This window comes from [Bacillus] enclensis (assembly GCF_001456935.1).
Classification (GTDB): domain Bacteria; phylum Bacillota; class Bacilli; order Bacillales; family Bacillaceae_B; genus Rossellomorea; species Rossellomorea enclensis.
The window spans coordinates 164,102-189,763 of the sequence record NZ_KQ758485.1; the positions used below are offsets into that span (position 1 = coordinate 164,102).

The window sequence follows — 25,662 nt, forward strand, 5'->3', positions numbered from 1 at the left end:
TGATTTATACTGAAAGCGCTTTTATAATCAAATACAAAGGTCACGCAATAGAACATATGTAAAGGAGTTGGGGGAATGAATACTTGGGGATGGTTCATTGCCATCTTTATCGGGATGTGGCTGATACAGTTCTTGCTAACAAAGCTCCAGATGAAGAACTATCAAGCAACGATCCGTCGAATGAGCAAGCGGCCTTCTGGTTATCTTGGTGTCGGCATACAAAAACAAAAGATCGGCATCGGGGTGATCGCCATTGTTGTCACGAACGAAAATGGAACCATCGAAGAGTGTGAAGTGATGCAAGGTGTCACGGTTTTCACTAGATTCAAACCATTTACAGCATATGAAGGAATGCATATTAACAAACTGAAGCAGCAGTTAAAAGACGAACCAATCGATCAGGCTTTTAAAATGGCACTTGATAAGATTCAAAGTCAAAGAAAGAAAAAACAAGCAGGATAAAGAGGAGGAATTATTATGGATTTCCTGGTCATGATAGCAGAAGGCTTTATCGGGATGTTCCAAAAAGGCGGCGAAACCTTTATGGGGCTTCTCACCGGCATTATCCCGACCCTTATTTGTTTAATTACCGCAGTCAACGCAATCATCAAAATGGTTGGTGAGGAACGGATCAACCGACTCGCACAAAAATCCACCAAGAACATCATCTTGCGCTATACTCTCTTCCCCGTTCTGGCGGTATTCTTCTTAACAAACCCAATGGCCTATACTTTCGGTAAATTTCTGCCGGAAAAACAAAAACCGGCTTTCTACGATTCAGCCGTTTCCTTTGTTCATCCGATTACTGGATTATTCCCGCATGCGAACCCGGCAGAGCTATTCGTCTATATGGGGATTGCCGCAGGGATCACAGAACTTGGCCTGTCACTCGGACCGCTCGCAATCCGTTTCTTCATTGTAGGGATCATCGTCATCTTAATCCGCGGCGTGGTCACTGAATTCCTGACCGTACGGATGATGAAATCTAAAGGCATGGACACGACAAACAATAACTCGATGAGTGCATAGAGAGGGGGAAAATGAAATGAGTCAATATCAATCCGTTCAAATTTCAAAAGGTCCGGGAGGCTGGGGCGGTCCCCTGGTCATCCATCCAACTGACACTAAAAAGTACGTCGTTTCTGTTACAGGCGGAGGCATCCATCCGGTCGCTGAGAAAATCGCCGAGTTAACAGGAGCCGAAGCCGTGGACGGTTTTAAGAAATCCTATGAGAAAGAATCCATGGCCTGCGTCATTATCGACTGCGGCGGCACAGCGCGCTGCGGTGTTTATCCAAAGATGGGTGTTATGACAATTAACGTCAACGCCACTTCCCCATCCGGTCCGTTGATGGCGTTCATCAATGAAGAGAATTTCGTTTCGGGTGTAAAGGAATCAACTATTTCTCCGTCAGATCAAGAAGATGCCGCTACAGGAGAAGCATCAGCTGCAGCCGAACCAATGAACACCCCACTCACCCAGAAAAAAACTCCTCAAGAGTTAAAAGAAGAAGCAAAACGGAAAGCGGCTCATTACCAGCAGCCTAAGAAAACCAATATCGTTGAAAAAGTAGGACGCGGTGCAGGTAAAGTGGTCGGAGTCTTCTACCAGGCCGGCCGTGAAACGATCGAACAGGTCATCAAGAACATCCTGCCGTTCATGGCATTTGTCAGTACCCTGATCGGGATCATCCTTTACACAGGGATCGGTGATGTGATTGCGAACGTCGTATCCCCGCTCGCAGGGAATATCGTTGGGCTTCTCATCATTTCAGTCGTATGTGCGATCCCGATCCTTTCCCCGCTGCTCGGACCGGGTGCCGTCATTGCGCAGGTGGTTGGGGTCCTCATCGGGGTTGAAATCGGTAGAGGCAACATCCCGCCTGAACTGGCACTGCCGGCATTATTCGCCATCAACCCTCAAGTTGGAGCGGATTTTGTACCGGTTGGGTTAACACTCGGAGAAGCAACTCCGGAAACAATTGAAGTCGGGGTACCGGCGGTTCTTATGTCCCGCTTAATCACTGGACCACTGGCAGTCGTCATCGCATACCTATTCAGTTTCGGACTATACAGCTAATACACACAGGAGGTCATCACGTGGAGGGAATTATGATCAACAAATATCAATCAACCGTAACAGAAGTCGGTGCAGAGGCAGAGATCTTCTTTTCAGAAAATATGATGGTCATCTTCAATGACACCGCACCGGCTGATCTGAGAACGATCGGAGTCATCCATAAAGAAGCACATCTGCTTGAAGACGTTGAAGCAGGTGATGTTCTGGAAGTAGCCGGGGAAGCCTATGAAATTCTGTTTGTAGGCAGCAAGGTCAATGACACACTGAAGGAGCTCGGTCACTGCACCATCATGTTCAACGGTGAAATCTCGGCTGATCTCCCGGGGACCATGACGGTGGAAAAGAAGCCACTTCCAAACGTAACAGTAGATTCAGAGATTCGTATTGTCAAAAAATAAAGGAGCGAGGTGAATCCTATGTTAGGAATCAATCGAAAGCTTGAAGAATTAGAACGCAGTGGAGAAATAATCAAAGTAGGTCTTGTCGGGGCAGGTCAGATGGGCCGAGGCATGATCTCGCAAATCGAAAGCATGGCAGGGATGAGGGTCGTCATCACCGCAGACATCCAAATCGATAACGTCACCAATGCTTATGTAAAAGCAGGCGTCGATGCCAAACAAATCATCGTTACAAGTGAAGAAAGTAAAGCTGCCTCTGCGGTAAGGGCAGGGAAAGTCGTCGCCACTACGGATGCAGGACTCGTGACCTCCCTTCCCGAAGTAGATGTGGTCGTAGATGCAACAGGCGTTCCAAACATAGGAGCCAAAATCGCCTGGGACACAATCCTCAATAAAAAGCATATCGTCATGTTAAATGTAGAAGCAGATGTAACCGTCGGCCCGCTGCTCAAGAAAATGGCCGATTCATGCGGTGTCGTGTATACCGGCTCTGCAGGTGACGAACCAGGTGCCATCATGGAACTTTACGATTTCGCGGATGCACTCGGTTTTGAAGTAGTTGCGTTAGGAAAAGGAAAAAACAATCCTCTTAACTTGGCGGCTAATCCTGAGACTGCGGCCGAAGAAGCTGCCAGAAAAGGGGCAAGCCCTAAAATGCTTGCTTCTTTCCAAGACGGTACCAAAACGATGGTTGAGATGACGGCAGTCGCAAATGCCACCGGATTTCTTCCGGATCAGCCCGGCATGCACGGGTTTACTGGTTCAGTCGCTGAGCTTCCGGAGATATTCAAGCTGAAGGAAGACGGAGGCCAGGTGAACAATAAAAAGATAGTCGAATACATCAACGGTGTGGCACCGGGCGTATTCGCCATCATCTCTTCTGAAAAGGAAGAAGTCAATCATGAAATGAATTACCTGAGCATGGGTGAAGGACCGAACTACGTCCTCTACCGCCCTTATCACCTGACCAGCTTGGAAACCCCCATCTCAATTGCAAGGGCTCATATCTATAACGAAGCAACGATCGCTCCGTGGGAAGGGCTCCAGGCTGAAACGGTCACAGTCGCAAAAAAAGACCTGGAAGCAGGAGACTATCTTGACAGCATCGGTGGATTCACCGTCTACGGACATATTTTAACCGCTTCTGATGCAAAAGAGAAAAACGCACTCCCACTCGGTTTGGTGGATCAGAACGTACAAGTAAAGCGGAACATCAAAAAAGGGGAAATCGTCACATATGATGATGTCGTTCAAATGAAGGAATCAACGATATGGCGGCTGCGCCGTATGCAGGATGAAACGATCTCCTCATCTTCACCAGAAAAGAAAGAAGTACAGGTATAATGCCAAGGATGGATATGAGTGAAAACTCATGTCCATCTTTTTGATTCAAAATTTCAAAAAGAAGGAAACAAATAATAAAAATAAAGTATAATAAGAGTAACTGTGTATTGCAGAAATTTCCTCTTTTTGATTTAATGGAATATAATTCTATCCTGTCTTATATTCAAAAAGCGAGAAGGTGGTTAGTATGAAAATAAAACACATGGAAGCAGATTTATTTTGTGTACATTGTAAAGAAGAGGTCGAGCACAGCATCACTTACGTCAACGAGAAAATCAAATGTGTGGAATGCCTCGAATGCCATCATAAGATGGAAATCAACATTGATGTAAACCGGGAATTCTACAAAGAAATCTACAAACGAATCGCCACCAAGCCGGAAAGGATTACGAAAGAATACCAGGCAGACCTCAGCCATTTTTTATTTTCATTGCCCGTGCGCGTTGTGAGCAAGCCTTATCGGATTTTGAAGGATATAAATGATTCACGGAAAGTTATTAAAGGATTCAAGAAAAACGGTTCTTAATAATATAGAAAAGCTTAGGCCCGTCCATCAAGACGGGCCTTTTCAATGAATTAAATTTAAATATGTCTTTCTGCTCAAAAAATCACTCAACACTCATGTTTGGAGTGTTTTAACCAATCCAATCGCCCCAGCAAGCCCGGCATTATCCCCCAGCCCCGGAGCCACGATATACTCATCCATCCTCTCAAGGATCTGTTCATGCTGAACATATCCGCCAAGAATCTCCTTCACCTTTTCCCTGACTAGCGGATAGAGCTGCTTCTGCTTCATAACCCCGCCGCCGACGATTACTTTTTTAGGGGATAAAATAAGAACATAATTCGCTATGGCCTGGGCCAGATAGTGAGCTTCCATTTCCCAAACTTCAGGAGAGCCCTCCAACTCATGACCTTTCTTCCCCCATCTGTCTTGAATCGCGGGACCTGCAGCCATTCCTTCCAGGCAGTCTACATGGAATGGACAGCGTCCGGCAAAGGTGTCATCCTTGTGACGCCTTACCATAATATGGCCCATTTCCGGATGAGTCAGACCGTGGACAAGTTTCCCTTCAGCCAACGCCCCGACACCAATACCTGTCCCAACCGTCATATACAAACAGCTGTCGAGTCCCTTAGCCGCTCCCCATAAACTCTCACCAAGGGCAGCCGCATTCACGTCTGTATCAAAACCGACCGGCACGTCAAAATGCTTTTTCAATTCGCCCACGAGGTCAAACTGCGCCCAATGGGGTTTAGGTGTACTCGTGATAAAACCATATGTAGAACTTGACTGATCGAGGTCAACCGGCCCAAATGAACCGACCCCCAGTGCCTCGATTTCCTTATCCTTAAAAAAAGCCACGACCTCTGCCATCGTTTCCTCCGGCGTTGTCGTCGGGATGGAAACCCTCTCAGAAATCACCCCGTCTGTATTTCCGATCCCGCAGACAAATTTCGTACCGCCTGCTTCAATTGCACCTATGATCATCTATGTATCCTCCCGTCATGAAAAGTCTATTCTACTATTTATAGTAATCATAACTCATCTGATTGACAAACCTTGATGGCAAAAAATATGCGAAAAACTCCGTGACCAGCCCTCCTAACAGAGCAAAGACAGTTAAAGACAGTTCCATACCTGCCCTCCCCTAGATACCTACCTCATATGTACATACATACTATTAAAAATCAGAACAGGAACCGCCCCAATCTGACCTGACTGGAAAAACCGCTGGACCTGTCTCCGCGGTGTTCATACATGGTCATTGTACCTTTCCCTCGGCCCGCCTGCCCCACACTCCTTCCCTCTATCCTGCATAAACTATCAAAAACAGAAAAGGTGATTATACTAGTGAAAGCATTTGTAACGGGCGGCGCGGGATTCATAGGCTCCCATTTAACAGATTCGTTGATTGAGATGGGGGCAGACGTACATGTCATTGATAATCTGAGCAGCGGAGAGCAAGGTTTCCTGAACCCTTCGGCCACCCTCCATCAAATAGACATCACAGACCCCACCATCATTGAACTCATCGCTGACCATAAACCGGATTACATCTTTCATTTAGCTGCGCAGGCAGATGTGAAACAGTCCACAGCATTTCCATCTGAAGACTTGAAAACGAATTTAACCGGTACAGTCAATCTGTTGGAAGGATGCAGAAAATCCCCGGTAAAGAAATTCGTCTTCGCCTCCACATCGGCTGTATATGGAAATAATCCGTCCAAAAAATTAACCGAACAGTCTCCTGTGAAGCCCATTTCCTTCTATGGCTCCTCAAAAGCCGCTGCAGAAATGTACATCAAGCTATACAGCGAATTTTTCTCAATCCCCTACTCCATCCTGCGCTACGGCAATGTCTACGGACCAAGGCAGACAGCGAAGGGGGAAGGCGGGGTCATAGCCGTCTTTTTGGAAAAATTAATGAAAAATGAGCGCCTGAAAGTCAATGGTGACGGCAGACAAACAAGGGATTTCATCTACGTACAGGACATCGTAGACGCAAATATCGCAGCAAGTTTGCACAAAGGAAATGATACCTTTCATATCAGCACAGGAGCAACCACCTCCATCCTTGAACTCATTGATTTATTAAAAGAACTCCATCCCTCACCGATCGAATACGACCACTCAGAAGACCGGATCGGCGACATCAAACACAGCTGCCTCACCAACACAAAAGCAAAAAAAATCCTCAAATGGAAGCCTGCCCACTCAATCATGGAGGGATTATCCAAAACCTATACTTCCAGGTAAGCAAGGAGGAGCCACGGGGCATGGCCCCGTGACCCCCTTTATGCCATTGCCTTTAACCAGCCGCCACTTTAGACCGGCGGCTAGTTAACAGACATATATTGTCTAAGAGTATGCTCCACCATATGATTGGAGGTGAAATCTTTTACAACTTTCTGACGCGCCGCATCGATGATCGCCTTCCTTAGATCCCGGTCGGATTTTAATATTAAGATTTTTTCACAAAAGGTTTCCAGGCTATGATCGTCGACCATCATTCCCGTTTCCCCGTCTGCGATGGCTTCTGGGATCCCTCCCCTGTTAATTGTTACCACCGGAGTGCCTGTCGCCATAGCTTCGAGGATGACCATAGGGAATACCTCCCTTTCTGAAGTAAGCAGGAGTAAATCCATTGATTGGAGAAATTTCTGGGGTTCCTTCACTTCACCCAGTAATGTTACCCGGTCGGAGATTCCCAGCTTTTGAATGTTTTCTTCGATAAACCCCCGTTCGGGCCCGTCTCCGGCAATATAAAACTGCAGATCTTTTTCCTTTTTCAAGGATGAGGCAATTTCTAAGAATAAGCCATGATTTTTTTCCGGGGACAACCGTGCCAGGATACCAACATTGAATACATCAGGCTGAGGCTTTCCCATGAAAGGGAATTTTTCTAAGTCAACCCCGTTATAAACGGTGGTGATCTTTTCTTCTTTGACCCCATATTGAAGGAGCACCCTTTTCTCATACTCACTTACCGTTATGATGCCGGTCACCCAATGATTCAACAACGATGAAAACAATCCGGGGAATTTTTCAAGAGCCGTGATATTATGCTTCGTATAAACGATTTTTATCTTTTGCTTCCTCGCAAGCTTCCTTAACAAGACTGCATACAGGACCATCCTCAGGCTGTTGGCATGAATGACGTCAATTTCCTGATGATTGATACAGCGGTAAAGCCGCCAAATATTAAGAATGTGGTTCTTCCTGGATAATTCTATATAATTAGGCTTATTGACGATTTGCCCGCTAAGTTCTCCCCCGCCCGCAGCGGTATAAAGCTGAAGACCATTAACAGGCATTTTATTTTCCAGTTTGATGAAATAATTTTCTGCTCCACCCATGGTCAATTTATCCGTCAGCATCAATACGTTCATCTCATTTCCGCCTCCTTTACCATATGTACATTTTGTTGGTTCAAGCTTTCATAAGAAAAATAAGTAGACAAGATTGCGAGAAACAATAAGAACATGTCATTGAAGATTAAGGATAAAAACATCATCTGAAGAATGAAACCCAGGAAAGTCAAAAAGAGGAATGGGTGCTTTCTATGAAAATCGGCTTTAAAAATTTGAACAAATACGGTAAAGACAAATAAGACATAGATAAGCAGTCCGCTAAGCCCCGATTCTGTCAGGATTTCCAGGAATGTATTGTGGACGACAAGTTGATCACCGTATTCAAAAGCGTTGTAATCGGTGAAGTTGCTTGCCCCAATTCCAAACAAAGGATTGGAGATGAAGAAATCCCACGCCCTTCCCCATAACTCAAACCTCCCGCTCCCCCCATCATCGGAAAAATCCTGAAACCTGTTCTGAAGGATATCCAGGACACGAAAACCGAGAATATAGCTGATCACCCATCCTATACTCAGAAAAGAACAAGCCGATAGGAATAACCGCCATTGGTCAGCAGGTTTGTTCAGGAAAAAATAAACGATGAAGATGATCATTAAAATCAATAATCCGCCTCTGGAAAACGTGAGTACACTCGTTATTAAACACAAAAAGAAACCGATATTATTTTTCCACGAGCCTCGTTTGCACAAATAGAAAGTAAAAAAAAGCGTATTGTAAAACACAAAATAGTTTGGGTCCTCAAGCATACCGATTAATCTGGGATAATCACGATCAAACCAAGCCCCATAACGTATCACTCCGTCTCCCAACAAGGAAAATCCATTGCTTTTCAACCCCCACACGTAAAGGAGGAGACTTCCGACGTTAAATAAAAGGCCGGCATTCGCAATCCCATTTTCCAGCTCCCCCTTTTGAAACAGACCAAGGATCCCTTTCATGAGGATATAAAAAACGACATAAAGGATGATTCCAAACATTGCTCTCAGGCTGGAAGAAGCATACAGGGAAAAAGCGCCGGAAAATACATACACCATGTAGAAAAAAAGGAGCATCACTTCAAAGACCTGCAATTTTTGAAACCGAAAGGAAGCCGCAAGCAGCAGGACAATGATTACTGTATAGATCATATAAGGCTTGAACGCGAAGCCGACATAGATATGATACTTGCCCAGCATGACTGAAAAAAGTAATAGAAACAGGATCAGATTGCTGCGCGGGACGCTGGATGTATCAGGATGCAGCATCATGTGCCTCCTTTCCGGATTTCGACTTCCATTTGTGGTACATCTCCAAACTCTTCTCTCTCCATTCCCTATCCATTCCTGCAAGGGATAGAATAAGGATCAAATGGATGCTGACAGCAAGAAACGGGTAAGAAGACAAGAATAATCCTACAGTCAAAAGACTGATAAAAAAGAAAGCCAGATAGGGAAGGACTGCTTTTTTTAATAGGATCCCCCGATCCGGATGCCAGGATACTAATCCGATCAGCAGGATCAATTCTATGAGAACTCCGGCCGCCGCTGCCCCTGTCAACCCGTACAACCGGCTGAACAGGGTATAAAAAAGAACTCCAGATGCCACGGCAATACCCTGAATAATCATCCTTCTCGACTGCAGGGCCTTTGTCGTCAACCCATCCCCAAGAGCGATGCTGACGCCCTGAAAGACCATGACCAGAGACAATATCTTCAATAGAAGCGCTGCCTCGATCCACCTCTCCCCAAACAAAAGCGTAATGACAAATTCAGAAAGATGATAGAAAGGAATCGCTGCCAGCATACCGACAAGACCCATCAATTTCACTTGAGCGATGCTCTTCTTCACATGCTCCCGATGGTCCCCGGCCTCGAATAAACGGAATAAAACCGGGTAAAAAGCGCCGGCGATGATAAATGGCACTTGTTGCAAAGCCTGCGGGATCCTGTAGGCTACCGCGAAATATCCCACTTCTTTCCAGCTCAGTGTCTGTTCCAGGATAATCGGACCTATCTGCGGCAGGAGGATAAACAATAAACCGGTCACCATAAAGGGAATCCAATTCCTGCGAAGACCTTTATAAAATGGAGATTTGATGGAAAATTCCAGTTGTCTTGCTATCAGAAATATTCCAAAGCAGCCAGCCAAAAAATAGGCAGATCCATATAAGAAAAAGACGATCATCGGATTTATATTAAACCACTTACCGATCAAAATGACGGAGATAAGCAGGACTGCGGAGACCATTCGTATCAACCCGGAATATTGCATCTTTTCCAGCATCTGAAAGTAAGCAGTACTGATGCTTTGCATCGATATCCCGGTGACAAGCGGAAGGATCAGTGAGTAAGAAAGGTAGATCAATTCTGTGTCTCCCCGGTAAACCCAATGGATGATCAGGAATCCAATCACCATGGCTGAAAGCGTCAACCCCATGCGCAGCTTAATGAATGAGGCCATGATTTCAGAAACAGGGGCTTCTTTTTTCGCCCCTTCACGAAGGACAATCTGATTCAGGCCGGCTTCCGACAAATAGGCCATGATCATAGCAAATGCGAGTACCACACTGAATTTCCCATAATCATCAGTACTGATAAACGAGGCAAGAACAATCAATGCGGCTGCATTCATTATGGTTGCAAGTGCGGTACTGTAAAATAAATGAAAGACATTCTTTACAATTGAATTTCGATTCTCCCTCATGATGGGTACCCCTTCGGCCTTTTGACATGAGTCATTCTTGATAAACCACCCCGATTACTTTACATCCTGCCTTTTCAAGTTTGGCGCGGACCTTTCTTATATCTTCGATTTTATCTCTTTGCTGGAGCACCAGCACTGCTTCCCTGCACCCTTCAGCAAGCAGTTCCATTTCAACACCGGAATGAAAGGATGGAGCAGAAAAAATAATCCGATCATAGGACTCCTGCCAGGAAGCAACATGGTTCGTGAATGTGGATGAAAGCCAGACATCAATCGGCTTCCCTGCAGATTTATTGGGCAAAAGGACATCCAGCCCCTGCACAAATGTCGGCAGAATAGTTTTAAAAGGCTCCTGATGGATTCCGTCAGGCTGCTCAATACGGAACCATTCATGAAGCGACGGTCTCTTCAGATCCCCTTCCACAAGTAGGACTTTTTTTCCTTGCATCGCAATTGCGGCTGCCATTTCGGCTGTGATCATCCCTACAGACTTTCCAGCAGGAATCGACGTAACCATCAGCACTGAAGGATCATGCTTCTCTACTTTGCTGCTGATCACCCTCATCTGATCAAAGCAGACAATCCCCTTCTTTTTCGGTTGATCACCGCAGATGATATCCTCAATGGGACTTAGCATGGATCTCTCCTCCTTTTCCCACATTCCCTTTCTGTTCTCTAAACTGTTTTTGATAGATTTTCGGCAGAGTGTCTTTAGTGGCTGTCACTGTACCTAACACCGGCAGCCCCAATTCCTTTTCGATTCGGACGATGCTTTGTACGGAGTCATCCCAATGATCTTTTAACAAAGCCGTTCCAATCCCGAACAATAACCCTGCCATCGCTCCTATCAACATATTTACGACTGGATTTCCCACTACTTCAGGTTTGTTTGTTCCTTCTTTTTTATTCAACACCGTTATATCTTCCATTGCCATGGAACTCTTCATCTCTTCGACTGAACTGGCAGCCAGGAGATGAGCAAGCTCCTTGGACCGTTCCCTATTGGTATCCCGTACGACAATAGAAATAATCTGGGAATCTTCCTTATTTTGCACTGTGATTCTATCTTCCAGTTCTTCCTGTGACAGGTTGAACTGATCCTGCACGGATTCCAAAACAATCGGACTAGTAATAAAATCAACGGTTGAAGCAATCAGCCTGTTAATCGTCTGAGTATCAATGTATACCTCCCCGTCATGACTGAAATTCCCTATCAGAATATATTCTTTTGCTTCATAAGTGGGTTTCAAAAAGAAAAATATAGCTGCGCTACTTACTAATGAAATGCAAAGTGCGGTGATAAGAATGGTGGCAAATCTCCGTTTTAATATGCGGAAGAATGCTTTTAAATCCATTTGTTCTCTCATCGAATCACCCCCTCGAACCTGCAAGGGATGCCTGCTGATAAAAGCGGACCGTTTCTCTCAGACCCTCTTCCAGGGAATGGCCTGGTGACCAGCTCAGCATTAATTGTGCACGCTCATTCTGTAATACACTTGAACGTATGTCCCCTTCCCGGGCTGGCCTTAAAAGGGGCTGGACCGGCTTCTCAATGATCATCGCCAGCTTATTGATGATTTCTTGAATAGAGACTTCCTTCCCCGTCCCAATATTAAGGATTTCTTTACTTCCGTTCGTCAAGGCAGCAACGTTTGCCCGTGCTACATCTTTGACAAAAATGAAATCCCGGGTCTGTTTTCCGTCCCCAAATATAATTGGTTCTTCTCCCTGTATCAATTTCTCGATAAAGATGGAGATGACCCCGGCTTCCCCACGTGCATCCTGCCTTGGACCATAAACGTTGGCGTAACGTAAAATGGAATAATCAAGCTGATGGGTATCTGCATAAATTTGGATACATTTCTCAGCATGTCCTTTGGTTAATCCATAAAAGGATATCGGCAGAAGGGGATGGGCTTCATCAACAGGAAGATAGACAGGATTTCCATACACCGCTGCCGTGGAAGCAAATACAACTTTTTTAACATTATGCCGGACACATGCTTGCAGGATGTTGAGTGTCGCTAGAATATTCTCTTCACAATCATATAAAGGGTCTATGAAAGAATGACTTACAGAAACTTGAGCAGCCTGATGAATGACATAATCGGGATTTTCAGCGGCAAAAAGATCATCCAGATTCATTCGGACATCCTGCTTATAGAACCGCACAGCAGGAGGAAGGTTTTTCTCATGCCCTGTCACCAGATTATCCACGACGACAACATCGTACCGGGATTCTATCAGTGCTTCTACTATATGCGACCCTATAAAGCCCGCCCCGCCTGTTACTAACACTTTCATGGCCATCTTCCTTCCGATATTTTTTGTAAGCTATCCAATACCGACCGGTCACTCTATCGGGGTTGAAAAGTGGTTATCCCGCCCCTCGTCCATGACCCTGTCCTTCGATAGATTTAGTTTCAAAAGATTCCCCGACGATTTTCCGGTCAACTCTATCAACGGTTGACTATCTTTTAAGAGATGAGCATCCCAGACCATACCTTCTATGATGTTATTAGAACCCGATAGAATCACTGCTTTGTCTGTTTGCTCTGTCAATTGGATCTGCAGGTTCTCAAACATATTCCCCGATACTTCATTCGGAACGGTAACATCACTTTTTACGTGGATACAGACAATGCAGTCATCCACTGTCATATTGATAAACCTGTTGCCATTAATGAAATTGTAGTCCTCCCCTCCCTCGGGAGGCGCAGCCTGTAACAGCACTGCCGTATGAAACCCGCTAACATTCATCCCTGACACATTCATAAAGCTGATAAATTCTCCAGATCTTCCTGCGTTAAATAAAATTCCTTCGCCGCGATTACTGCCGCTGGAGTTATACAACGTCACATTTTCGATAAGAATCCGATCTGCCGTCCAGATCTGTTCTTTCCCGCTTACATAAATTGCAGCACCCCGGAATTCCGGATTCGTGATTTCTATGGTCCCATTCTTAATCGCCGTTTTTTGCTCTGCCTCCAAAACGTTAAAATCCCCTTCAGCCAAAAGCTTCGTGGCCATCCCCATTTCGAGGGTGACTCCCTCTTTCAATCGAATGCCCCGTTTCAATAAGTAGGAATTCCCCAGTAATTTGACAGGCAGTTTTTCATGTTTATAGCTATAATCGATGGCTGCCTGGATGGCTGAAGAATCATCCTGTTGATCATTCCCATCCGCTCCAAACGCCTCCGCCCTGATACTGTCATCCTCATTGAATGTTTCCTTCGACAATAAGCCGATTAACAGCACTGCCGCTGCCGCAAGCAAGACGATGACTGCAATATATACAATTTGCCTCTTCATATCCTTTCCCTGCCTATGAATAGTTCGAATAAACCGGTCTGTTCATGGTCCCGTCCAACCTGCCATTTTTTCTTCGATGGGCCATTAGATGTGTGCCTGTGCGGATGACGATCAGTTTCATATCACTCCGCGCCTCCCAGGAAAAGTTCTTCCCTTCTGGAATTGTAAGGCTGGTTCCAGTGCCGGCGATGGAAAATTCATCGTTCAGGACCAGGGTCCCTTCTCCTTCGATGACCGTCCACACTTCCTGGTTCCCCCTGCCCCGATCATTTAAATTTCTGCCGGCGGTCAAGTGGATTTTTTCCATAAGGGTTTCTTCCCCTTCACCCTTTTTACTGTACTCAATGACTCTGCTCCACCCCCACCAGTATTCTTGATACATCGGCCCCTCTTGAAAATGGGAAACGTACTCCTTGATTTTGTGGCTGCTCTTTTTCTCCGTCACCAGCAATCCATCCGGGCTTGCGGCTACTACAATATTCTCCACTCCGTTCAATAGGATGGGGATTTCCAATTCATTGACGATACAAGAATTGATTACATCCTTACTTATGACACCATTTCCGATTACCGAGGTGTCCATTTCATCAGTCAGGGTGCTCCACGTTCCGAGATCTTTCCAATAACCTGAATAGGGAATGGCAATAATGTTGCTTGCCTTCTCGACTACTTCATAATCGAAGCTATTGGATTGGAGCTGACCGTAATACGTCAGTAAAGCATCATACTGTGTGGGGATGTTTTTACGTTTGAGCAGCTGAATGATATATCCCAGCCGGAAACTGAATACGCCGCAATTCCAAAGGGCCTGCTGGTGGATCAGCTTTTTGGCTGTTGCCTCATCCGGTTTTTCCCGGAACTTGCTAACATGGATAAAGTCCCCCGGAATTCTACTCCCCGGAACAATATATCCATACTTTTCTGATGGATAGGTCGGAGTCACCCCCAGAAGAGCCATATCAGCAGCACTTTCGTCCAGACCCCGTTCCAGCTCCTTTATCGTTTCAAAAAAGTGGTCTTCTACAAATGGATCGACAGGCAGCACTCCTATGACCTCGTCTAAACTGCATCTTTCCACGGAATACAGATATACGGCTGCCAATGCGATTGCTGGAAATGTATCCTTCCGCTCAGGTTCGACGACCACGGGGATGTTGGCACCGAGCTGGTTATGGAGCATTTCCACCTGGGAACTGCTTGTTGCCACAATAGCCTGATCAGCAAGGTCAGCTTTTCTGAGCTGCCTCCAGACACGCTGGACCATTGACTCCATCTTTCCTTGTTCATTTTTCAGGACTTTAAGAAATTGCTTGGATCTTGCATCATTGGAAAGCGGCCAAAGCCGTTTCCCTGAACCTCCTGATAACAGCACAATTCGCATGCAGACACCTTCCTTCCTTATTGAACGAGCACTTTCTCCACTTCTTCCGATGCTTCAAGGGTCCTATTCATGACGGCACCGCTCCAGCATTGGATCAATCTTGCGCAGTTTTGCTCCCAGGAGTAATTCTCACGGACAAAAGCTTGACCCTTCACTGCATATTTTTCTTGTAAATACGGGTTATCAATTAAACGTTTGACAGCTGAAATCATTTCCTCGTTACTCCCTGCGCAAATCAACTCATCTCCGCGCCTTCCTGCAATCCCCTGCAATGCGATCGGGGATGCGATAGTCGGGATTCCGCAAGCCATCGATTCCACAATTTTGTTCTGCATCCCCGTGCCTGATTTCATTGGATATATACCGATTTGAGCCTTCAGCAGAACGCTGCATAGATCGTCAACGAATCCGGTGACAACCACATTTTCCTTGCCATGCAGGGCTTGCACTTTCTTCACTGGATCCTTACCTGCGATGTAAAATTGGTACTCAGGATATGCCTCATGAATATGCGGCCAAACCTCTTTAACAAAATCAACAACAGCTTCGACATTTGGATAGTATTGCATGTTTCCGTGAAAGAGGATGATTTTTTCCTTAGGGATGGAGGAATAGTGGGATAGATGCTGTTTCGTTATGAAGGTTCCATTTGGATTTACGATAATCTTGCTGTCATTCAGGTGTTTCTTATCACTTTCAGAAACGAGCATCACTTGGTCAAACTTCTTTGCTATCACTTTCTCATATCGTTTCATCAGCTGTGATTCAAGCTTGAATATCGGCTTCAGCCACTTACTCCCTGACCTTGCTCGCCTCTCCATATTCAGTGACAAAGCATCAATCAAGTCGATACATTTCGGGCATTCGATATCCAGAAAATACTCGGCAGCTCTGGCAGTCTGCACATGTATAATTTCCGGGTTAATTCTTTTATATATATCGATCACGCGTTTCTTTACTTTCGGATAAAAAAACAGGTTCACTTGAATGGGTCTGGAGTTATAGATCGTTTTTAACGATCCAAGCAGCATTTCTATTGGATGGATGTTAAATAGGATGACCTCTTTACAGTAAGGAGAAAGCTTATCCTTAATGAGTTCCCCTTCTTGCCTGGATTTTACAAACGTAAGCAAGTAGACTTGGCATCCATTCGCTTTCAGTTGTTTGATCTGTTCCCACGCAATCAGCTGGTCCCCTTTAGTTGGCGGATACGGCGGCCTGGGGGACATATACATTACTTCCATGAAAGTTCCTCCTCTTATTTATCTTGCTCCTTCACCAGTCACCACAACTTTTATGGTCAAAAAAAGGATTTTTAAATCGAGGATAAAACTTCTGTTACGAATGTATTCCAAATCGTAAGCGAGCTTTTCTTCGGGAGTTACATCATATCCTCCGTTTACTTGGGCCCACCCTGTCAGTCCAGGCTTCACTGCAAGCCGATTGATAAACCCTGGTGTTTCCTGATTGAAAATCTCTGTAAACATAGGTCGTTCCGGCCTTGGGCCGATAATGCTCATATCTCCTTTCACCACATTAATAAGCTGCGGAAGCTCATCGATTCTTGTCTTTCGGAGAAACTTTCCGATTCTTGTCACTCGCGGATCATTAATGCCTGCCCATCTTGGTCCATCCTTCTCGGCATCCATTTCCATCGTGCGGAGTTTTATCAACTGAAAATATTTCCCTTTTACTCCCACCCTCTCTTGGCGATAAAACACCGTGCCTTTCGAATCCATTTTAATCAGGATCGAAAAAATAATTAAAAGCGGCATTGCTGCTGCTAAACCAGCAAGAGACAGAACAATATCAAATACCCTTCGGACCGTAAGATATGGAGCAGATGACAAAGATTTGTTTTCTAAAAAGAACTCCTCTTCATTCGAAGCAACCCTCTCTAAACCTCTTATATCATCGACTTTAAGCGACAAACACTTCACCTCTCTTATCAGCATCTAAAATAGAACCAGATCTTTACTAGTTCTTTATAAAGAACATTGTTTGACAGTATCTTAACAGATTTTCAGTTTATTAGAAATAGTTTTTTAAAAATTTTTTCCATATTTAACAAGAATGGTGGATCGAGCTGTTCTCTGCTTGTGTAATTGATTGATACCCGCCGTGAAATCAAACCCTATGAAACTGTATTGAAACCGGGATTTATACATGGAATATTGAAAGTCCCGAATGATCCCTATCCCCCTTTTCACTCGTCCATATTCAGCACCTTTTTTATTTTTCAAGAATAAGATAGTACAAGCTTAGAATAGTCTTGATCCACGTTATAGTTAGGAGAATAAAGGAAAGCAGGGAAAAAGATGAATGAAGACATCTATGTAGAAAATTTCAGCGGCGGGAATGACTCCCTTAAAATACAGGCTGCCATTAACTATGCCAGGAATCATGCAGGAAAGAACGTTAAATTGGGTAATAGAGATTATGTCATTACAGCCCCCATCATCATTAAGCAAGGGGTCAAATTACTGTTTGATTATGGAACAAAGTTTGTTGTCGAGGGGAATTTTCGTGTAGTAGAAATTCAACAGAATGCCTCATTGGAAGGGGCATATATTGCAATCAATGACCCCGCATTTGATTCAGAAGTCATTTATTTAGATGGGAAATATAAATATTACAATACATGGAATCGAACACACATACGGGATATTAATATTGTCAACTGGCACAGCAGTCACAAAGGGATCGGCCTATCATTATTTTCCGGCGGTGCAGGCCACGAAATTTCTTACGTTCAATTTGAAAACATCAAAATAGCAGGATTGAAAATAGGTATGAAACTGGTTGCGAAACGTCCCTCTTCCGGGATGTCGTGGATCAATGCAAACCGGTTTCTCAGTCTGTCACTGGATGATTGTATCGAAATGATCTCCATGACGAGCAGCTCTACAATCCCTTACGAAATCAGCGGGAATCGTTTTAGAGACCTCCAAATTCAGCCAACCTCCATAACCACTAAAATTTTAAGGGTCAGTGGTCAATTCAACTATTTTGATGGAATGGTTTGGGATATTTCATCCATCCCCCACAATAACCCTGTGATTGATCTTACCTCTTACAGTATGGATACCACCCTCGATATCCCCTCCGTACCTGACGGGCGGATCATCGATAATGGGTACCGGAATAAGGTAAACCTTTAAAGTGCCGCGGGGAGAGTACCACCGGGATAGGTACCGGTTCTTTTCAGGGGGAAACCACGGAGACAGGAATTGCGGTTCTTCCCGTCAACCAAGGGACGAAACCACAGTTCCTGTCCTTTCAGTCCTCCATCCCCTTGGTCCTTTCAATGCTGATTGGGACACTGTACCTGTCCCCCTGTCCCACCCTCGTATAATTTGACAATGTTTTTAATCTTCAGATAACATACTTATAACGGTTAAATGTATATATATGAAAGGAGAAACCTATGGGAGAAGTGATTCAGTCTTTATGGGGAAAGATGTGGGGAATGCATCATAAGGCAAAAAAGACATTGATGATGACCGGTGATGCGCCAACTCCAACTGCAGGAACAGGGACAACGAAAGGAAAGCTGAAAAATGTAAATCCGGAGAAAAAGCCGAATTATACGAAAAGGCAAAAAGCAGGGTTGTTCTTGGGTCCGGCTTTATTTTTATTCATTCTTCTGTTTTTAAGTCCTGATGGGATGTCAAAGGAAGCACTCGCTGTGCTGGCGGGGACTGCTTGGATTGCGACCTGGTGGATCACAGAAGCGGTGCCGATTCCGGTTGCTTCCTTACTGCCCATTGTGTTGTTCCCGCTGACGGGAGCGGTGGATTCTGCAGGTGCCATCACAAGTGCGTATGCGGATCCCAATATCTTTTTATTCATGGGCGGCTTCATGATTGCCCTGGCGATGGAGAAATGGAACTTACATAAGCGGATCGCGATGAACATCATACTTGTGATGGGGACAAGCACCGAACGGCTGATTTTAGGATTCATGGTGTCCACAGGGTTTTTATCGATGTGGATCTCCAATACAGCGACTGCGATGATGATGATGCCGATTGCACTGGCCGTCATTTATCAAGTGCAGGATTCAATGAAAGATGCCAAAGAAAAGACCGTAAACTTCAGTAAAGCAATCATGCTCGGGATTGCATACGGAGCATCCATCGGCGGGCTCGGAACGTTGATTGGAACACCTCCTAATACGATTTTCGCTTCCGTTGTAAAACAATTGTATGGGATTGAGATTTCCTTTGCGAAGTGGATGATGTTCGGGGTGCCGCTCGCTGTGATCCTTTTGGGAATGACGTGGATCTACTTAGTGAAAGTGGCTTTTCCAACGAAGATCAAAGAATTGCCAGGCGGCAAGCAGGTCATTGAAAAGGAAAAGAAGGCATTGGGAGTGCCGGGCTTTGAAGAACGTCTTATCTTTGCAGTGTTCGTGTTTACGGCGTTCTGCTGGATTACACGCACGTTTATCTTAACGAAATTCATCCCGAATCTGGATGATACGATCATTGCCATTCTCGCAGGGATCATCCTGTTTTTATTGCCGGCGAAAAGCAATGGTGAAACACGCATTCTTGCCTGGGCAGATGCAAAAAATCTTCCGTGGGGCATTTTGCTATTATTCGGAGGGGGCCTTGCGATTGCGGCAGGCTTTAAAGAAACCGGACTGGCAACATGGATCGGGGAGCAACTGACCGTCTTACAAGGCGTACAGTTCATCATCGTGGTGGCGATGGTAACAGCGCTCGTCATTTTCCTGACGGAGCTGACATCGAATACAGCCACCGCTACGATGATGTTCCCGATCATGGCTTCACTGGCACTCGCGCTAAACGTTCACCCATACAGCTTGATGATTGCAAGCGGCGTTGCGGCGTCATGTGCCTTTATGATGCCAGTGGCGACACCTCCGAATGCGATTGTATTCGGATCCGGTATGATAAAGATCGGTGATATGGTGAAAGCCGGGTTCTGGATCAACATATTCTGCATTGTTTTTATTACACTGATGATTTATTACGCACTTCCTGCGGTCTGGGGAATTGATTTGACGACGTTTCCGGACGGGCTGGAGGGATAATTTTCAAGACGTTCTAAAGGGGGGCTTGCGCCATTTAGAACGTCTTTTTTTCATGGTTCAAGAATATGTTGATAGTCCGGTTCACCAATTGGGCCGTTGCATCTCCCCATTTTAAAATCAAATAATTTGAAACAAATGATGACGATAGACCGTATATTCAACTAATCAATAAGAAGTGGTGGATGATCATGAAAAAATGGCGTAAGGAAATGAAGGAGAAGAGAACCAGAAGACGAAGCCAAGGAGAGCATTTCTCTCTGGTTGATTTTTTACTTGAGATTCTGATATGGATACCGGAGATTCTCATTTTCCCATTCAGGCTGGTATTTTGGTTGTTCAGGGGGCTGGGCAAGTTGATCGGTGGGATATGGGATTTCATAAATTAGACCCGGCAGCTGCGGTCGATTCAATAAATACCGATATGAAACACCTCCACGCAGAATATACTCTAAAAAAACGACAACATTTCAGGAGGGACAGCCATGAACACTTATATCGAAGTGGAACCAGGCATTGAATTATACGTGCAGGATACCGGCAGCGGGGACCCTATTATATTCATTCCCGGTTTCACCTTTACGACGGAAGTCTTTACCGAACAGGTCGAACATTTTTCAAAAACCCGCCGTACGATCGTGATCGATCCCAGAAGCCACGGACGGTCCACCATAACGGTTCATGGGAATGACTATGTCACGCACGGGACTGATTTAGGGAAAGTATTGAAGCAGTTGAAGGTTGAGAATGCCACGCTTGTTGGCTGGTCATTCGGATGCCTGACGCTGTGGGAGTATATCCGGCAGTTCGGCGCGGACGGTATTAAAACCCTTGTTTTCATTGATATGCCGCCTAAATCCTTATCTTTGAACCAGGATAAGGAGTGGGTGGAAGGTCCGCTTGATGACATGGCAGCAGCCTACACCAATTACCTCCGAAACCCAAAAGGACAGCGGGATTTCATTTCTGCCTACGCCACCGGCGTCATGGTCCAGCGGGAGCTTAAAGATGATGAATTAAATTGGATCGTTGAGCAATCGCTGAAGACTCCATATTATATTGCCGCAAATCTGTTTTCTTCCGGGCTGTTCTCCGATTATCGGGTCGAGGCGGCCGAGAGCAGCGAAGCCCTCCCGACTCTGTATGTTGTGGCCGAGCACTGGGCCAAAGCGGCGGTATCAACTGTAAGTACGCTGGCTCCGAAAGCGTCGGTGGAAGTATTGGGGGGACATCTTATGTTTTGGGAGCATAGTGAGAAGTTTAATGAGCTTGTTGATTCGTTTTTGGAAGGTCGGGGATGACAGCTTTTCTCTCCTTTCGCTGTGTTGTAGAAAAGAAAAGCCACCTTGGTTATATTCCCAAGGTGGCTTTATCTCTAGAAAGGCAACGCTGTATCCTTACTCAATAGTGGGACAAGGTACCTGTCCCCCCGTCCCACTTACACAGCGATTTGTTTTTGATGGGTGTTGTCGGGTTGTTTTGTTTTTTTGGTTTTTTTCTTTCCTGCGACGGTGACGATATATTGTCCCAAAGGCAGTTTGTTGATGATTTTCACAATAATGATGGAGGCTGCGACTGTAAGAATGTATGCGAGCGGGATCCATCGGGTTCTTTCCAACAGGAAAGAGGCATGCTGGTTAATGAAATACAAAGCCAGTGGGTGAACAAGATATATTCCCATTGATAGGTTACCTAATTCAATGATTTGTTTTCTTAGCTTTCCAAAATTGCTCATCAAGAAATAGACCCCAATTATGGAAATAAAGAAGATAGGCATTATGATCAAATTAGCTATTCTCGTAGAAGAATAGAAACCGAACACCTCGTATTCATAGATACCTGCCCCGACCATCATCAAAGCAATGATCACACAGAACTTCGCATTTTCTTCCACCTTCTTTATGATGAATCCCCAATAGTGAACCAGGAGTCCTCCAAGCATAAAGAAGAAAATCCAATAAAGTATGGACGAACGGTCATGCGTAAAGATCGTTAATAATTCATTTCCCGTTTCTAAGGGGCGTCTTATATGAAAATAATTAACAAAAAAGGCCAATATCGTTAAAGCAATCATCCATTTTTTCGTTTTTAAAAACTGTAAAAACGGAAAAAGGATATAAAATTGTACGACAACCATCATAAAATACAGGTGAAAATAACTGTCACCCAGGAAAAAGTGAGTAAGGAAGTAACTCATTTCCCGTCCATTCTCCTGCCATGGGAATGGATAAGAAATTAATAACAAATAGATGAAACTCCAAACAACAAAAGGAATCACAACCTTGGTGAATCGGGAAGAAACGAAATGATTCATTTGAAATCCTCTGTTGATTGCCTGGTTATATAACAGAAAACCGCTTATGATGGCAAACATAGGCGTTCCGAGGCGCGAGACCTGATTTAGGAACAATGTTGCCCAACTAAATGTTTGTTCATTTAGATGATAATATTTTGCAGTTACATGGACCATTACCACAAATAAACAGGCTATCGCCCGTACAAAATTCAATTCATAGAAGTATTTCCTGGAAGCACTATTCTGTTTTGATTCTGATGTTTTCAACCCTATTACTCCTTTGTTTTTACGTTTAACAAACATATAGTATTGTAGCACATTTAATTAACATATAAAGGAAATATCCACAAAAAAATATTGTAAATGATGGAATCGGGACAAGGGGACAGGGACACTGTCCCGCCTACCCACACAACTCAACTTATAGAATAAATAACTCTAACAAACATATTACTCCCTAAATATCCCTCACTAAACAAATTCCTACTATTCAACCAGTATTTATCATAAAATAGAACTACTGTACTTCCGGCTTGGGACAATGTACCTGTCCCCCTGTCCCGCAAAGTGAGGTGAAATGATGAAAAGAGGAAAGGTTCGTTTGTCGATATTTTATATACTTCATATTATCTTCCCGCTGTTGATTGCAGCGTCAATTGTGCTGGGGTTTTTCAGCCATTTCTATTACTTTTTTGTGGTGGCTGCGCTGCCTGTTGTCTGGCTTGTCTTAGATATCATACTATTAAACTCCATCCGACGTCTTTGGGGTCTACATCTCGTAATTGGACTGACGCTTGCTTATGTGGTGTTCAGGTATTCCGTCAGCATTTTCTTTATGATGGGCGCTAAGACCCTTCCGTTTTAACATCAGAATCAAACCGGATTGGAGGTTAACCATTGATTAAATCACCCTTATTATTGGCAGCATCATTCGTTCTGTTTCTCATTTCGTTCCTCTTGAGGTTCCCATTCAGCTCTCTCCAAGCACCTGAAATGGAAATCATCCTTACGAGACATCTTAACCTGGCCTTTCATCTCTCCATACTGTCACATGTATTGATGATTGCAAGTGTGACCGTGCTTTGGTTCGCCCTTAAAAGATTCCAATTGCTCACCGTGACGATCGCGTTTGTCCTTGTCCTGTCCTCCCCCGCACTGGCAGTGGACTTTTATCAGAAATTCATGGCAGAAGGGGTTGAAAAGGTAAATTATATCGCAGACGACAGCGTATGCATGTTTGACGTCCCAGACTGGGATAACCCGAGGACCATGACGGCCGACTGCGAAATGACCTTCGAGAACAACGGCAATGAGGACCTGACATTCACATACAGCTTCGATGAGAACAACTATAAACCAGTTCCGCTCCTGAATCAGGGCGCCCCGTTCCACGCTAAACTGAAAGCAAAAGAAAAGAAAACCATCCGCTTCAGCACGATGATTGAAGCTCCCGAGGGAGCCGACGGTCACATCGGAGGCGTCCAAGGCCCCCGCATCATCCTGTATACAGGAATGGGACAGGGGGACAGGTCCACTGTCCCTGAATAGGGCGGGGATATTCCCCACCCTTTCAAACAGATCAATTATCTATCAATAGTGTTACCCTGGGCTTTCTTCATCTCTCATCTCAATGAGCTCTAGAAAGAGATTCTGCAGTTCCCCATCTGTCTTTTTAGAGTCGAGCAGTAGTGAGGGTTCTGCAGAATACCCGTTTAACGTCGAGCTTCCATCCATTATACCAAGCAGGTGTGAAATGGTATCAATCTGGATTTGTTCAATGATTCTCAACAATATCGTTTTCTTTTCTTCTGTCAGGCTGTTGTAGAGACCAATAGCTGATTTCCAATATTCATCCGTCTTCGGCACTATTTCTGCAGTTTCTAAAAGCTGCTGATATGATACCAAATCATCCTTAACGATTGTTTCATATAGTGATTCAATAAATTTCCGCTTCATCTTCTTCCCCGTTTCTAGGCTAACGATTATATTCCAGAACGTTCACTGTTAAGATCAGATCAATCCAACGATTCTTGTGAGAGGCACATTCTGCACCCCTGTTACCATGCTTACCATGTGGCACTAAAAAACGGGACAAGGTACCTGTCCCCATGTCCCATCCCCCTTATAGCTTCTCTACAGAAATGACCAGTTTATCAAAATTCGTCTCAAATCCTGTATCGTTACAGCAATATATTATGGCATTGTCCTTCTGGTCTATCACTATACCTGAAGAATAGGATTGGGATTGTCTCCCGGCTCCCCGGTCCCAGATATTATAAAAGCTCAATATACCTTCACTGGTAAAGCATTTCAACAGTACTTCTTTAGGAGTCGTGTCTTCCCATAATTCGATTGATGAGTACGTTTCCCCCATCACTTCAATTCCTTTATCCGTCTTCAGCCATACCCCTTGGCGGTGTGGAGAGTTCTTAGAAAGAAACGTGAATCTGATCTCTTGGCCATCATTCACTGATTGTGTTTCCCATTTGAATACATCACTTCTGCCTTTATTATGAAATCCCCTATTCATAATCCGTCCAACATTCAACTGAATGACTCTCCTTCCGCACTCACACATTTTTTCACCTGCTGGCCCCTATCCGTTCAAATACCCATCCCAATCATAATCATCAATCTTCCAGAAGACCCCGTCTTCATTCCGCTCAAATGCACACATAGGCCTTTCATCGATAATAGATAATATCGAATCATCCATATTTAAGATGACCCCGATGGAAATACATTGAAGGTTTGCAGCGTCCTGGAGATATTCGTCTTCTTCATATCCACTTAAAATTGACCAGCCGGAGTCCTGGTCGTTATTCGGGGCATCCCTCAACATAAAGTTAAATTCCCGTCTATCAAGTACGTCCCTGCTGACAACCACTTTCATGTCAAAATAGTAATCCCAGTCAGAAGACGAAGGATCGTCGTATTGAGTATCACAGATATGCTCCACTTTGAATGTAACTTCCTGACCAGCCTTTAAGCCCTTCAAATCATAAGGTTCATTGGTCAACACCCCTTTGAATCTCTCCTCATACCTCTCTGTAATCTCGACCCACATTTTCTCCCCCGCCGGACCATCTGTTTCGGATTCTCCCAGGAATATCAGCTTAACCAAGTCACCCAATCTCAATTTATCTATCACATCGCTGCCTGGTATGTAAAACGTATACGGAGCCATTTTATTTCTCTCATTAGCATTATCCAATTCCCAAGACATTGAGGTAT

At 44.6% G+C, this 25,662-nt stretch carries 27 protein-coding genes; 12 read left to right on the forward strand and 15 right to left on the reverse strand.

Features of this window, described 5'->3' with window-relative positions; all coding sequences use genetic code 11:
• Positions 1–75: 75 nt before the first annotated feature.
• The 6 genes from AS034_RS15865 to AS034_RS15890 all read left to right on the forward strand — a co-directional run bounded on the left by AS034_RS15865 (position 76) and on the right by AS034_RS15890 (position 4,348).
• Positions 76–462, forward strand: a complete 387-nt coding sequence (locus tag AS034_RS15865) for a transcriptional regulator GutM (protein WP_058299272.1) — start codon at positions 76–78, stop codon at positions 460–462.
• 15 nt (positions 463–477) lie between these two features.
• Complete coding sequence (gene srlA, locus AS034_RS15870; RefSeq protein WP_032086821.1) at positions 478–1,029, forward strand: PTS glucitol/sorbitol transporter subunit IIC; 552 nt, start codon at positions 478–480, stop codon at positions 1,027–1,029.
• 16 nt (positions 1,030–1,045) lie between these two features.
• Entirely contained in the window at positions 1,046–2,080 is a 1,035-nt protein-coding gene (gene srlE / locus AS034_RS15875; RefSeq protein WP_058299273.1) for a PTS glucitol/sorbitol transporter subunit IIB, read from the forward strand.
• Between the two features lie 20 nt (positions 2,081–2,100).
• Positions 2,101–2,478 (forward strand): PTS glucitol/sorbitol transporter subunit IIA, encoded by a 378-nt coding sequence (locus AS034_RS15880; RefSeq protein WP_058299274.1) that lies wholly within the window; start codon positions 2,101–2,103, stop codon positions 2,476–2,478.
• A gap of 18 nt (positions 2,479–2,496) precedes the next feature.
• Positions 2,497–3,822 carry an NAD(P)H-dependent oxidoreductase gene (locus AS034_RS15885; RefSeq protein WP_058299275.1) on the forward strand — a complete coding sequence of 442 codons (1,326 nt, stop codon included), beginning with the start codon at positions 2,497–2,499 and terminating at the stop codon, positions 3,820–3,822.
• A 187-nt stretch (positions 3,823–4,009) separates the two neighbouring features.
• The gene (locus AS034_RS15890) at positions 4,010–4,348 is read left to right on the forward strand and encodes a hypothetical protein (protein ID WP_032086824.1); all 339 of its coding nucleotides are present in this window, start codon (positions 4,010–4,012) and stop codon (positions 4,346–4,348) included.
• Between the two features lie 93 nt (positions 4,349–4,441).
• On the opposite strand, the gene AS034_RS15895 is transcribed toward AS034_RS15890, so the two are convergent.
• Entirely contained in the window at positions 4,442–5,314 is an 873-nt protein-coding gene (locus AS034_RS15895) for an ROK family protein (RefSeq protein WP_058299276.1), read from the reverse strand.
• A gap of 363 nt (positions 5,315–5,677) precedes the next feature.
• On the opposite strand from AS034_RS15895, the gene AS034_RS15900 reads away from it, so the two are divergent.
• Entirely contained in the window at positions 5,678–6,583 is a 906-nt protein-coding gene (locus AS034_RS15900; RefSeq protein WP_058299277.1) for an NAD-dependent epimerase/dehydratase family protein, read from the forward strand.
• Between the two features lie 80 nt (positions 6,584–6,663).
• Here the strand turns inward: AS034_RS15900 and AS034_RS15905 are convergent, their stop codons facing one another.
• The 10 genes from AS034_RS15905 to AS034_RS15950 are packed head-to-tail and all read right to left on the reverse strand — an operon-like array spanning position 6,664 to position 16,983.
• Entirely contained in the window at positions 6,664–7,716 is a 1,053-nt protein-coding gene (locus AS034_RS15905) for a glycosyltransferase family 4 protein (protein ID WP_058299278.1), read from the reverse strand.
• Positions 7,713–8,942 carry an O-antigen ligase family protein gene (locus tag AS034_RS15910; RefSeq protein ID WP_058299279.1) on the reverse strand — a complete coding sequence of 410 codons (1,230 nt, stop codon included), beginning with the start codon at positions 8,940–8,942 and terminating at the stop codon, positions 7,713–7,715. Before AS034_RS15910 ends, AS034_RS15905 begins: the two co-directional genes overlap by 4 nt.
• Positions 8,929–10,380 carry a lipopolysaccharide biosynthesis protein gene (locus tag AS034_RS15915; protein ID WP_058299280.1) on the reverse strand — a complete coding sequence of 484 codons (1,452 nt, stop codon included), beginning with the start codon at positions 10,378–10,380 and terminating at the stop codon, positions 8,929–8,931. The genes AS034_RS15910 and AS034_RS15915 overlap by 14 nt, the downstream gene beginning before the upstream one ends.
• Positions 10,381–10,411: 31 nt before the next feature.
• On the reverse strand, positions 10,412–11,017 hold the full coding sequence (locus tag AS034_RS15920; protein WP_058299281.1) for a tyrosine-protein kinase family protein: 606 nt from the start codon (positions 11,015–11,017) through the stop codon (positions 10,412–10,414).
• Positions 11,001–11,747, reverse strand: coding sequence for a YveK family protein (locus AS034_RS15925; protein WP_058299282.1), 747 nt, complete (start codon positions 11,745–11,747; stop codon positions 11,001–11,003). Before AS034_RS15925 ends, AS034_RS15920 begins: the two co-directional genes overlap by 17 nt.
• A 4-nt stretch (positions 11,748–11,751) precedes the next feature.
• Positions 11,752–12,684 (reverse strand): NAD-dependent epimerase/dehydratase family protein, encoded by a 933-nt coding sequence (locus tag AS034_RS15930; RefSeq protein ID WP_058299283.1) that lies wholly within the window; start codon positions 12,682–12,684, stop codon positions 11,752–11,754.
• 48 nt (positions 12,685–12,732) lie between these two features.
• Complete coding sequence (locus AS034_RS15935) at positions 12,733–13,692, reverse strand: pectate lyase family protein (protein ID WP_058299284.1); 960 nt, start codon at positions 13,690–13,692, stop codon at positions 12,733–12,735.
• 13 nt (positions 13,693–13,705) lie between these two features.
• Entirely contained in the window at positions 13,706–15,073 is a 1,368-nt protein-coding gene (locus AS034_RS15940; RefSeq protein WP_058299285.1) for a sugar phosphate nucleotidyltransferase, read from the reverse strand.
• Between the two features lie 17 nt (positions 15,074–15,090).
• On the reverse strand, positions 15,091–16,317 hold the full coding sequence (locus tag AS034_RS15945) for a glycosyltransferase family 4 protein (protein WP_058299286.1): 1,227 nt from the start codon (positions 16,315–16,317) through the stop codon (positions 15,091–15,093).
• Positions 16,318–16,335: 18 nt separating this feature from the next.
• Positions 16,336–16,983 carry a sugar transferase gene (locus AS034_RS15950; RefSeq protein WP_058299520.1) on the reverse strand — a complete coding sequence of 216 codons (648 nt, stop codon included), beginning with the start codon at positions 16,981–16,983 and terminating at the stop codon, positions 16,336–16,338.
• Positions 16,984–17,391: 408 nt separating this feature from the next.
• Here AS034_RS15950 and AS034_RS15955 point away from each other — a divergent pair, with 408 nt between their 5' ends.
• From AS034_RS15955 to AS034_RS15970, 3 genes are all read left to right on the forward strand, one after another.
• The gene (locus tag AS034_RS15955; RefSeq protein ID WP_141687742.1) at positions 17,392–18,234 is read left to right on the forward strand and encodes a hypothetical protein; all 843 of its coding nucleotides are present in this window, start codon (positions 17,392–17,394) and stop codon (positions 18,232–18,234) included.
• 266 nt (positions 18,235–18,500) lie between these two features.
• On the forward strand, positions 18,501–20,135 hold the full coding sequence (locus AS034_RS15960; RefSeq protein ID WP_058299287.1) for an SLC13 family permease: 1,635 nt from the start codon (positions 18,501–18,503) through the stop codon (positions 20,133–20,135).
• 482 nt (positions 20,136–20,617) lie between these two features.
• Positions 20,618–21,433: an alpha/beta fold hydrolase gene (locus AS034_RS15970; protein WP_058299289.1), complete on the forward strand. Its 816-nt coding sequence runs from the start codon at positions 20,618–20,620 to the stop codon at positions 21,431–21,433.
• A gap of 137 nt (positions 21,434–21,570) precedes the next feature.
• Here the strand turns inward: AS034_RS15970 and AS034_RS15975 are convergent, their stop codons facing one another.
• Complete coding sequence (locus AS034_RS15975; RefSeq protein WP_058299290.1) at positions 21,571–22,695, reverse strand: acyltransferase; 1,125 nt, start codon at positions 22,693–22,695, stop codon at positions 21,571–21,573.
• Between the two features lie 313 nt (positions 22,696–23,008).
• Between AS034_RS15975 and AS034_RS15980 the strand changes: the two genes are divergently transcribed.
• Together AS034_RS15980 and AS034_RS15985 are read left to right on the forward strand one after the other, a co-directional pair.
• Positions 23,009–23,293: a hypothetical protein gene (locus AS034_RS15980; RefSeq protein ID WP_058299291.1), complete on the forward strand. Its 285-nt coding sequence runs from the start codon at positions 23,009–23,011 to the stop codon at positions 23,291–23,293.
• 32 nt (positions 23,294–23,325) lie between these two features.
• Complete coding sequence (locus AS034_RS15985; RefSeq protein WP_058299292.1) at positions 23,326–23,976, forward strand: hypothetical protein; 651 nt, start codon at positions 23,326–23,328, stop codon at positions 23,974–23,976.
• Between the two features lie 51 nt (positions 23,977–24,027).
• Here AS034_RS15985 and AS034_RS15990 read toward each other — a convergent pair whose 3' ends face one another.
• From AS034_RS15990 to AS034_RS16000, 3 genes are all read right to left on the reverse strand, one after another.
• Positions 24,028–24,384 (reverse strand): hypothetical protein, encoded by a 357-nt coding sequence (locus AS034_RS15990; protein WP_058299293.1) that lies wholly within the window; start codon positions 24,382–24,384, stop codon positions 24,028–24,030.
• 166 nt (positions 24,385–24,550) lie between these two features.
• Complete coding sequence (locus tag AS034_RS15995) at positions 24,551–24,976, reverse strand: hypothetical protein (protein WP_058299294.1); 426 nt, start codon at positions 24,974–24,976, stop codon at positions 24,551–24,553.
• 48 nt (positions 24,977–25,024) lie between these two features.
• Positions 25,025–25,654, reverse strand: a complete 630-nt coding sequence (locus AS034_RS16000) for an immunity protein Imm33 domain-containing protein (RefSeq protein WP_058299295.1) — start codon at positions 25,652–25,654, stop codon at positions 25,025–25,027.
• Positions 25,655–25,662: the final 8 nt, after the last annotated feature.

Coding starts and splice junctions, on each gene's coding strand:
- AS034_RS15865 (WP_058299272.1), top strand. CDS start 76: ATGAATACTTGGGGATGGTTCATTGCCATCTTTATCGGGATGTGGCTG.
- srlA (WP_032086821.1), top strand. CDS start 478: ATGGATTTCCTGGTCATGATAGCAGAAGGCTTTATCGGGATGTTCCAA.
- srlE (WP_058299273.1), top strand. CDS start 1,046: ATGAGTCAATATCAATCCGTTCAAATTTCAAAAGGTCCGGGAGGCTGG.
- AS034_RS15885 (WP_058299275.1), top strand. CDS start 2,497: ATGTTAGGAATCAATCGAAAGCTTGAAGAATTAGAACGCAGTGGAGAA.
- AS034_RS15890 (WP_032086824.1), top strand. CDS start 4,010: ATGAAAATAAAACACATGGAAGCAGATTTATTTTGTGTACATTGTAAA.
- AS034_RS15895 (WP_058299276.1), bottom strand. CDS start 5,314: ATGATCATAGGTGCAATTGAAGCAGGCGGTACGAAATTTGTCTGCGGG.
- AS034_RS15905 (WP_058299278.1), bottom strand. CDS start 7,716: ATGAACGTATTGATGCTGACGGATAAATTGACCATGGGTGGAGCAGAA.
- AS034_RS15910 (WP_058299279.1), bottom strand. CDS start 8,942: ATGCTGCATCCTGATACATCCAGCGTCCCGCGCAGCAATCTGATCCTG.
- AS034_RS15915 (WP_058299280.1), bottom strand. CDS start 10,380: ATGAGGGAGAATCGAAATTCAATTGTAAAGAATGTCTTTCATTTATTT.
- AS034_RS15920 (WP_058299281.1), bottom strand. CDS start 11,017: ATGCTAAGTCCCATTGAGGATATCATCTGCGGTGATCAACCGAAAAAG.
- AS034_RS15925 (WP_058299282.1), bottom strand. CDS start 11,747: ATGAGAGAACAAATGGATTTAAAAGCATTCTTCCGCATATTAAAACGG.
- AS034_RS15930 (WP_058299283.1), bottom strand. CDS start 12,684: ATGAAAGTGTTAGTAACAGGCGGGGCGGGCTTTATAGGGTCGCATATA.
- AS034_RS15935 (WP_058299284.1), bottom strand. CDS start 13,692: ATGAAGAGGCAAATTGTATATATTGCAGTCATCGTCTTGCTTGCGGCA.
- AS034_RS15940 (WP_058299285.1), bottom strand. CDS start 15,073: ATGCGAATTGTGCTGTTATCAGGAGGTTCAGGGAAACGGCTTTGGCCG.
- AS034_RS15945 (WP_058299286.1), bottom strand. CDS start 16,317: ATGGAAGTAATGTATATGTCCCCCAGGCCGCCGTATCCGCCAACTAAA.
- AS034_RS15955 (WP_141687742.1), top strand. CDS start 17,392: ATGAATGAAGACATCTATGTAGAAAATTTCAGCGGCGGGAATGACTCC.
- AS034_RS15960 (WP_058299287.1), top strand. CDS start 18,501: ATGGGAGAAGTGATTCAGTCTTTATGGGGAAAGATGTGGGGAATGCAT.
- AS034_RS15970 (WP_058299289.1), top strand. CDS start 20,618: ATGAACACTTATATCGAAGTGGAACCAGGCATTGAATTATACGTGCAG.
- AS034_RS15980 (WP_058299291.1), top strand. CDS start 23,009: ATGAAAAGAGGAAAGGTTCGTTTGTCGATATTTTATATACTTCATATT.
- AS034_RS15990 (WP_058299293.1), bottom strand. CDS start 24,384: ATGAAGCGGAAATTTATTGAATCACTATATGAAACAATCGTTAAGGAT.
- AS034_RS16000 (WP_058299295.1), bottom strand. CDS start 25,654: ATGTCTTGGGAATTGGATAATGCTAATGAGAGAAATAAAATGGCTCCG.